The sequence below is a fragment of the Sandaracinobacter sp. genome, from assembly GCF_041909755.1.
GTDB lineage: Bacteria > Pseudomonadota > Alphaproteobacteria > Sphingomonadales > Sphingomonadaceae > Sandaracinobacteroides.
This window is the reverse complement of record NZ_JAYRCW010000109.1, coordinates 1-7,215: the sequence shown is the minus strand read 5'-3', so window position 1 is coordinate 7,215 and position 7,215 is coordinate 1. Positions and strand designations below refer to the sequence as shown.

At 66.7% G+C, this 7,215-nt stretch carries 5 protein-coding genes and 1 pseudogene; 1 reads left to right on the top strand and 5 read right to left on the bottom strand.

All coding sequences use genetic code 11. From position 1 onward, the window contains the following. The 4 genes from ACE3O8_RS12040 to ACE3O8_RS12025 all read right to left on the bottom strand — a co-directional run. On the bottom strand, positions 1–510 hold a 510-nt coding region (locus ACE3O8_RS12040), incomplete at its 3' end, for an SEFIR domain-containing protein (RefSeq protein ID WP_374390062.1). Positions 511–668: 158 nt separating this feature from the next. Then, positions 669–3,572: an excinuclease ABC subunit UvrA gene (gene uvrA, locus ACE3O8_RS12035; protein ID WP_374390060.1), complete on the bottom strand. Its 2,904-nt coding sequence runs from the start codon at positions 3,570–3,572 to the stop codon at positions 669–671. A gap of 169 nt (positions 3,573–3,741) precedes the next feature. Further along, positions 3,742–3,930, bottom strand: coding sequence for a hypothetical protein (locus ACE3O8_RS12030; RefSeq protein WP_374390058.1), 189 nt, complete (start codon positions 3,928–3,930; stop codon positions 3,742–3,744). A gap of 98 nt (positions 3,931–4,028) precedes the next feature. After that, the gene (locus ACE3O8_RS12025) at positions 4,029–4,511 is read right to left on the bottom strand and encodes a hypothetical protein (RefSeq protein ID WP_374390056.1); all 483 of its coding nucleotides are present in this window, start codon (positions 4,509–4,511) and stop codon (positions 4,029–4,031) included. A 159-nt stretch (positions 4,512–4,670) separates the two neighbouring features. Between ACE3O8_RS12025 and ACE3O8_RS12020 the strand changes: the two genes are divergently transcribed. After that, positions 4,671–6,134 carry an alpha/beta hydrolase gene (locus tag ACE3O8_RS12020; protein ID WP_374390054.1) on the top strand — a complete coding sequence of 488 codons (1,464 nt, stop codon included), beginning with the start codon at positions 4,671–4,673 and terminating at the stop codon, positions 6,132–6,134. Between the two features lie 584 nt (positions 6,135–6,718). On the opposite strand, the pseudogene ACE3O8_RS12015 reads toward ACE3O8_RS12020, so the two are convergent. Beyond that, positions 6,719–7,215: pseudogene (locus ACE3O8_RS12015) on the bottom strand (hypothetical protein); the annotation flags it as partial.

Below are 7,215 nucleotides of genomic sequence, written 5' to 3'. Positions count from 1 at the left end.
ATTTTCGTTCAAGAATGGAGGAGTTGGTCCAATGGGAGGCTGGACATCAAATGGTTTATTGTAAACCCATCTCACAACCCTGTGAAGCACTACCGCATAATTGTCATCATCAGTAAAGTCAAAGGCTAGGCGACCCTTGAGATATACAGGAAGCTCTGCATCCCCTTGTGCATCCTTTGCCAGAATACAGCCTGCAAACTTAGTCTGATCGGACCTTTTATAGACCTCTGGGGAGATGATTCTTGCCTCAATGCCAACCCCGCCGCGTCGGGCATTAGCCTTAGCTACATACTCACTATCGCAGACTATAAGGACCTTCTGTATGCTATCGTCCAGAACCATCGACTCCATAAAGGCGTGCAGATCCTGTCCCTCCGCGCAGTGCCAAATATCAATTCTCGTATCGACACCATTGGCACACAAGTCCTCTGCTAGTTGACGGACCCAGTTCTTGTGTGATTCGCTAGTCCAAGAATATGAGACAAAGAGCTTTGGAGTGTCGTGAGTCACGCAAACTTCCTGATACTTGTATCGAGCGAGTTCAAGAATGTCTGCTAATGACTGCGGGGTCAATCGACTTATGTGAACTGCTCCACAAGCCAAACTCTCCAGTGGCGAAGCGTAGCTCGAGACAGCTGGGGCCAAGGGCTCCGATGGTGTGCCAGCCCCTACCCCAACAACCCAGCCAAATACCCCCCCGTAAACCCGTGCCCGCTCGCCACCACCTGCTCAGGCGTTCCCGCCACAACAATCTCTCCGCCGCCGGAGCCGCCCTCCGGCCCGAGGTCGATTACCCAGTCCGCGGTCTTGATGACCTCCAGATTGTGTTCGATCACCACCACCGTGTTCCCCTGGTCCACCAGTGCGTGGAGGACTTCCAGCAGTTTGCGGACATCCTCGAAGTGGAGGCCGGTTGTGGGTTCGTCGAGGATGTAGAGGGTCTGGCCGGTGGCGCGGCGGGAGAGTTCCTTTGCCAGCTTCACGCGCTGGGCTTCGCCGCCGCTGAGGGTTGTCGCCTGCTGGCCGACGTGGACGTAGCCGAGGCCGACTTCTTCCAGCATGCGGAGGCGATCGCGGATGGGGGGGACTGCTTCGAACAGTTTCACCGCGTCGCTGACCGTCATGTCCAGCACGTCTGCGATGGAGTGGCCCTTGTGCTGCACCTCCAGCGTTTCGCGGTTGTAGCGCTTTCCGTGGCAGACGTCGCACTGGACGTAGACGTCGGGGAGGAAGTGCATCTCGATCTTGAGCATGCCATCGCCCTGGCAGGCTTCGCAGCGGCCGCCCTTCACGTTGAAGCTGAAGCGGCCGGGCTTGTAGCCGCGGGCCTGGGATTCCGGGAGACCGGCGAACCAGTCACGGATGTGGGTGAAGGCGCCGGTGTAGGTGGCGGGGTTGGAGCGGGGCGTGCGGCCGATGGGGGACTGATCGATGTCGATCACCTTATCCAGATGTTCGAGCCCGGTGATGCTGTCGTGCGGGCCGGCGTGGATGCGGGCGCCGTTCAGCTGGCGGGCGGCGGCGGGATAAAGGGTGTCGATCACGAAGCTGGACTTGCCGCTGCCCGAGACGCCGGTGACGCAGGTGAAGGTGCCGAGCGGGATCGAGGCGGAGACATTGTTCAGGTTGTTGGCGCGGGCGCCGGTGATGGTGAGGCGCTTGCCGTTGCCCTTGCGGCGGGTGGCGGGCACCTCCACCCTGCGGCGGCCGGTGAGGTAATCGCCTGTGAGGCTGGCAGGGTTGTTCAGGATGTCTGCCAGCGTGCCCTGCGCCACGACGGCGCCGCCGTTGCGGCCGGCGCCGGGGCCCATATCGACCACATGATCGGCGGTGCGGATCGCATCCTCGTCATGCTCCACCACCAGCACCGTGTTGCCGAGGTCGCGCAGGCGCTTCAGCGTTTCGAGGAGGCGATCATTGTCGCGCTGGTGGAGGCCGATGGAGGGTTCATCCAGCACATAGAGGACGCCCGAGAGGCCGGAGCCGATCTGGCTGGCGAGGCGGATGCGCTGGGATTCGCCGCCGGACAGCGTGCCCGAGGTGCGATCGAGGCTGAGGTAGCCGAGGCCGACGTTGACGAGGAAGCCGAGACGCTCGTTGATTTCCTTGAGGATGCGGGTGGCGATTTCCTGCTGCTTGGGGGTGAGGTGGGCGGGGAGCGCCTGGAACCAGTGCGCGGCCTCTGCGACCGAGCGGCGCGTGCTGTCTGAAATGCTTTCGCCGGCGATCTTCACGCTGAGCGCTTCGGGTTTCAGGCGGGCGCCGCCGCACGCCTCGCACGGGGCGGAGGCCTGGTAGCGGCCCAGTTCCTCGCGCATCCACGCGCTTTCGGTGTCGCGGAAGCGCTTGTCGAGGTTGGCGATGACGCCGTCGAACGGCTTCATCACCTCGTAGCGCTTGCGCCCATCCTCGAACACGAGGGGGATCGGCTTGCCCTTCGTGCCGTTGAGGATGGCGTCACGCGTTTCTTCCGGCAGCTTGGCCCAGGGCTGATCGAGCGTGCCGCCGAGCGCGCGGACGACGGAGCCGAGCACCTGCATATAGTAGGGCGAGGGGGGCGAGGATTTGGCCCAGGGGACGACGGCGCCGTCCTTCAGCGAGATCGCCTCGTTCGGGACGATGAGGAAGGGATCGAAGAAGAGGCGTTCGCCGAGGCCGTTGCAGGTGGGGCAGGCGCCCTGCGGGGCGTTGAAGGAGAAGAGGCGCGGTTCGATTTCGGGGAGGGTGAAGCCGGAGACGGGGCAGGCGAATTTTTCGGAGAAGGTGATCGCCTCGTTGGCTTCGGGCTTGCCCGACACTGCCGCGCCCGGTTCTGCACCCGGCCCCACCCCCGGCCCCTCCCCTGAAGGGGAGGGGAGGATTTCGACTACGGCGAGGCCGTCTGCCAGTTTGAGGGCGGTTTCGAAGGATTCTGCGAGGCGGCCGGCGATGTCGGGGCGGACGACCAGGCGATCCACCACGACGTCGATGTCGTGCTTGTACTTCTTGTCGAGCGTGGGCGCGTCCTCGATATCCACGACGGCGCCGTTGACGCGAAGGCGCTGGAAGCCGGCCTTCTTCCACTCCGCGATTTCCTTGCGGTATTCGCCCTTGCGGCCGCGCACGACGGGGGCGAGGAGCATGAGGCGGCTGCCTTCGGGCAGCGCAAGGACGCGATCGACCATCTGGCTGACCGTCTGCGCGGAGATGGGAAGGCCCGTTGCGGGGCTGTAGGGGACGCCGGTGCGCGCCCAGAGCAGGCGCATGTAATCATAGATTTCGGTGACGGTGCCGACGGTGGAACGGGGGTTTCGGCTGGTCGTCTTCTGTTCGATGCTGATGGCGGGGCTGAGGCCCTCGATATGATCGACATCGGGCTTCTGCATCAGTTCCAGGAACTGGCGGGCGTAGGCCGAGAGGCTTTCCACATAGCGGCGCTGGCCTTCGGCATAGATGGTATCGAAGGCGAGCGAGGATTTGCCGGAGCCGGAGAGGCCGGTGATGACGATGAGCCTGTCCCTCGGCAGGTCGATGTCCACGGATTTCAGATTGTGCTCGCGGGCGCCGCGGACGGAGATGTGGGTGAGGCTCATGGGTGATTGTTCTACCTATGTTCCGCGCGCGAGGGAAGGGGGCGGGACGCGGCGGCTGAGGTGGGGCTTGCGGCCGGAAAAGGGAAGGGCGGCGGGGGAGATTCCCCTGCCGCCCTTTCGGTTCCGGCTGCCGGCTGTGGGGGGTGCGCGTGGGGTGCGCCCCTGCCCCCTAGGCCAGCGTGCGGATGCTGCCGGCCCGCCGCCTGAGCCAGGTGACGAGCAGGCATACACCGACGTTCGCGAGGGCCCAGAGCAGCAGTTCGGACTGCGTTCCGTCGCTGAGAGGGGAGGAGGCCCGGACGGACGTGGTGACGAGGAAGGCCATCAGCAGGATGGCCGGGAGATGGATGACGCGCATGGTTTGCCCCCATGTGGTTGCGTGACGATGTGGTTGCGGGATGGAGCGGGGCCACGCTGGCGCCCCGCCCGGATGGCGGGGCGCGCGTGACGAACTTGTCAGGCCGCCTTCGCGTGCGGCGCGGGGCCTTCGGCGAGAGCCTGTTCCCAGCGATCGAGGCGGACGGCGTCGAGATATTCCTGCTGCATCTCCTCGGTGAGGATTTCCGCGAGGCGGGCGCCTTCGATCCACAGTTCGATCACGCGGAACATGCCGCCGCGGCTGTAGGTTTCGACGGGCCAGCCTTCGCGGGCGGCGATGGCATAGACCTGATCGCGCGACAGGCTGGTGCCGAGCGCGAAGTGGACGGCCGAGCGCTGCCGCGAGGGGCCGGGCAGGCCGACGGTGCCGTCCGGGCCTTCGACGAGAAGTGTGCCGGCGGGATAGACCTCGACCAGGGTGTTGGTGGCGTCGTTCGCGTGGGCGACCCAGCTGCCCTCTGCGACGGGCGGGAAGGGCGTGGCCTTGCCGCCCATGATTTCGGCGAGGACGGTTGCGACGCGCTGGGGATCTTCGGCATCGGTGGACAAATGAAACAGCATCTTCGGTACACTTCCTGATGTGGTTGGTGGGTGTACCCCTCTCGACGGCGGCATTTGCCGGATGCGGGCGGCGCGGTCTTGGACAGAATCGACGAAATGGACGCGGGGTGTGGCGCGCCCTGCCTTGTGGGGGGCGCTGCGCTGCGGCATGCAGGCGGGATGACGGAAACCGAATGGACGGGCGAGCCGCCGAAGACGCCGGGGCCGAGGCGGCGGATCTGGCGCTGGGTGGGATTCCTGGCGCTGATCGGGCTGCTGGTGACCATCGTGATGGCGTTCCACAACCCGCCGATGCGGCTGATGCCGGTGCCGGCGGCGTTCCGGCAATCGGGCAATGCGCTGTTCGAGGCGAACCCGACGCTGCGGCGGGACAACCGGATCGAGCTGTTCTACGCCACCAACCGGCTGGCGCTGGGGCCGCGCAACGACCGGACCCATGCCATCACGCCGGGCCGCGACCTGCTGCTGGGGGTGACGACCATCCGCATCGGCGACGAGGGGACGGCGTGGGACCGGGTTTATGAATGGTCGTTCGGGGAGGATGGCGAGCGGCGGCCGCAGCTGATCCTGGAGCGGATGGCGGAGCTGGCGTCACTGCCCGGTGACGAGGAGGTGCCGCCGGCGGGGCCGGTGCTGGATCCTTCGATGCGGGCCTGGCTGGGGCTGGTGGACGAGGCGCTGTCGCGCAGCCTGGACCCGGACATCATCATCTATGTGCATGGCGCCAATTCCACGGTGGAGCGGGCGGCGGGGCAGGCGGCGCAGCTGCGCCACTTCACCGGGCAGAATGCGGTTGTGCTGCTGTTCGCCTGGCCGACGGCGGAGAATTTCCTGGTCTATCCGCGCGACATCGACACGGCCTTTGGCGCGGCGCCGCAGTTCGCGCGGCTGGTGGAGCTGCTGGCGACGCACACGCGGGTGCGGCGGATCGACGTGCTGAGCTATTCGGCGGGGGGGACGGTCGCATCCGACGGGCTGGCGCGGGTGGCCGCGCTGAGCCGTCAGCGCGGCTATGATCCGCGGCTGGGGCAGGTGCATCATTCCGCGCCGGACGCCGACCTGAGGGGGTTCGTGGGCGACCTGCGCGACTATGCGGGGCTGCCCGACCGGGTGACGGTGGGCCTGAACATGGAGGATTCGGCGCTGCGGCTTTCCGAGGTGCTGAACCGGGGCTCGCGCGCGGGGCGGCCCGACCTGAAGGAGCTGTCGCCGGGCGACATCCGCTTCCTGCAGCAGGCGAACCGGGAGCTGGGGCTGGAGATCGTGCGGGTGCGGCCGGGTGACCTGAAGGGCGTGGGGGCGCGATCGCACGGCTTCTGGTACATGGACCCCTGGGCGGCGAGCGACGTGCTGATCCAGCTGATGTTCGGGCTGGGCGCGAAGGATCGCGGGCTGGCGCCGGGGCCGGGGACGAGCGGCCTTTCCTATTGGGTGTTCCCGCCCGATTACGAGGCGCGGCTGCCGGAGGTGCTGGCGCGGGCCTCAGCCCTGGTGGCGGAACCGGCCGCCATCGAGAAAGGCGAGCGCCTGCCCGACGCTGTCGGGGTGGAAGGGCATCAGGCTGTGGGGGACGTGGACGACGACATGGTCGGCCATGCCGGGAAGCCGGGTGGCGGCGACTGACACCTTGCCGTCGTTCGGGCGGGGCAGGATGCTTTCCGGCACCAGATTGACGCTGACGTCGCCGGCGACGATCCCCAGTTCATAATCGACCGGGCCGAACAGCGCCTCGTGGCTGCGCAGCCGGTTGGTGCGCAGCATGGGCGCGACCGGGCCGAGGACGGCGGCAGACAGCTTCATGTCGAACAGCATGTCTGCCAGTTCGGAGCCCTGGTTGGGCGGGGCGAGCTGCACCATGCGGCCGAGGCGTTTCGGGCGGCTGCTGTTGACGAGGGCGCGGGCGACGAGGCCGCCCAGCGAATGGGTGACAATGTGGAGCGGGCCATCCAGCGTGGCTTCGAACGTGGCGATGCGGGGGGCAAGATGAGCGAGGATCTCGTCCATGGAGCGGCGCATGCCGTAGCTGGGGGCGATGGAGGCGAAGCCCGCGTCGGCCAGTTCCGAGGCGAGGAACGACATGGAAAGGCCGGTGCGGCCATGGCCGTGGAGGAGGAGGACGCCTGCTGTCATCGGCAGCGACTGTTGCCCGCGCGGCGGGCGCGCGGCAAGCCGTGCGGGCGCGGGGGAGCCATGCGAGGGCGGACCCCTCAGTCCTTCGGGGCGGCCCAGCTCTGCTGGCGCAGGACGGTGTCCTTCTGGCCGCGCGCGATGAAGCGGGGCCGGAGATAATCGTAGAAGAACCAGTCCTTCTGCGATGGCAGCGTGGCGTGGTAGAGGATGCGTTCCGGCAGCGTCCAGCGCACCGACTTCCGGTCGGCGCGGCGGGGCGAGGGCTGGACCCAGAGATCCTGCGCATAGGCGATGCGGCCCTGTTTCCACAGGCGATGCACCAGTTCATGATCCTTCAGCACATAGGGCCAGAGCGCCGGATCATAGCCGCCCGACGCCTTGTAGGGCGCGGTCCGGAACAGGTGCGCATAGCCGCCGCCATGTGCCTGGTGCGTGAGGAGGGTGGGGATGATGCGGGTGTAGAGCCAGCGGCCGGCCCGTTCCCACAGGCTGTTCGGGTTGGGGCCGGTATCATGGGCGATGAAGCCGATGGTGCCGGGCGGTGCGGCATCGAGGCGGCGGGTCGCGGTTTCGA

What these genes read in the sequence shown, in the direction of transcription:
- uvrA (WP_374390060.1), bottom strand. Translation starts at nt 3,572, where the DNA reads ATGAGCCTCACCCACATCTCCGTCCGCGGCGCCCGCGAGCACAATCTG.
- ACE3O8_RS12030 (WP_374390058.1), bottom strand. Translation starts at nt 3,930, where the DNA reads ATGCGCGTCATCCATCTCCCGGCCATCCTGCTGATGGCCTTCCTCGTC.
- ACE3O8_RS12025 (WP_374390056.1), bottom strand. Translation starts at nt 4,511, where the DNA reads ATGCTGTTTCATTTGTCCACCGATGCCGAAGATCCCCAGCGCGTCGCA.
- ACE3O8_RS12020 (WP_374390054.1), top strand. Translation starts at nt 4,671, where the DNA reads ATGACGGAAACCGAATGGACGGGCGAGCCGCCGAAGACGCCGGGGCCG.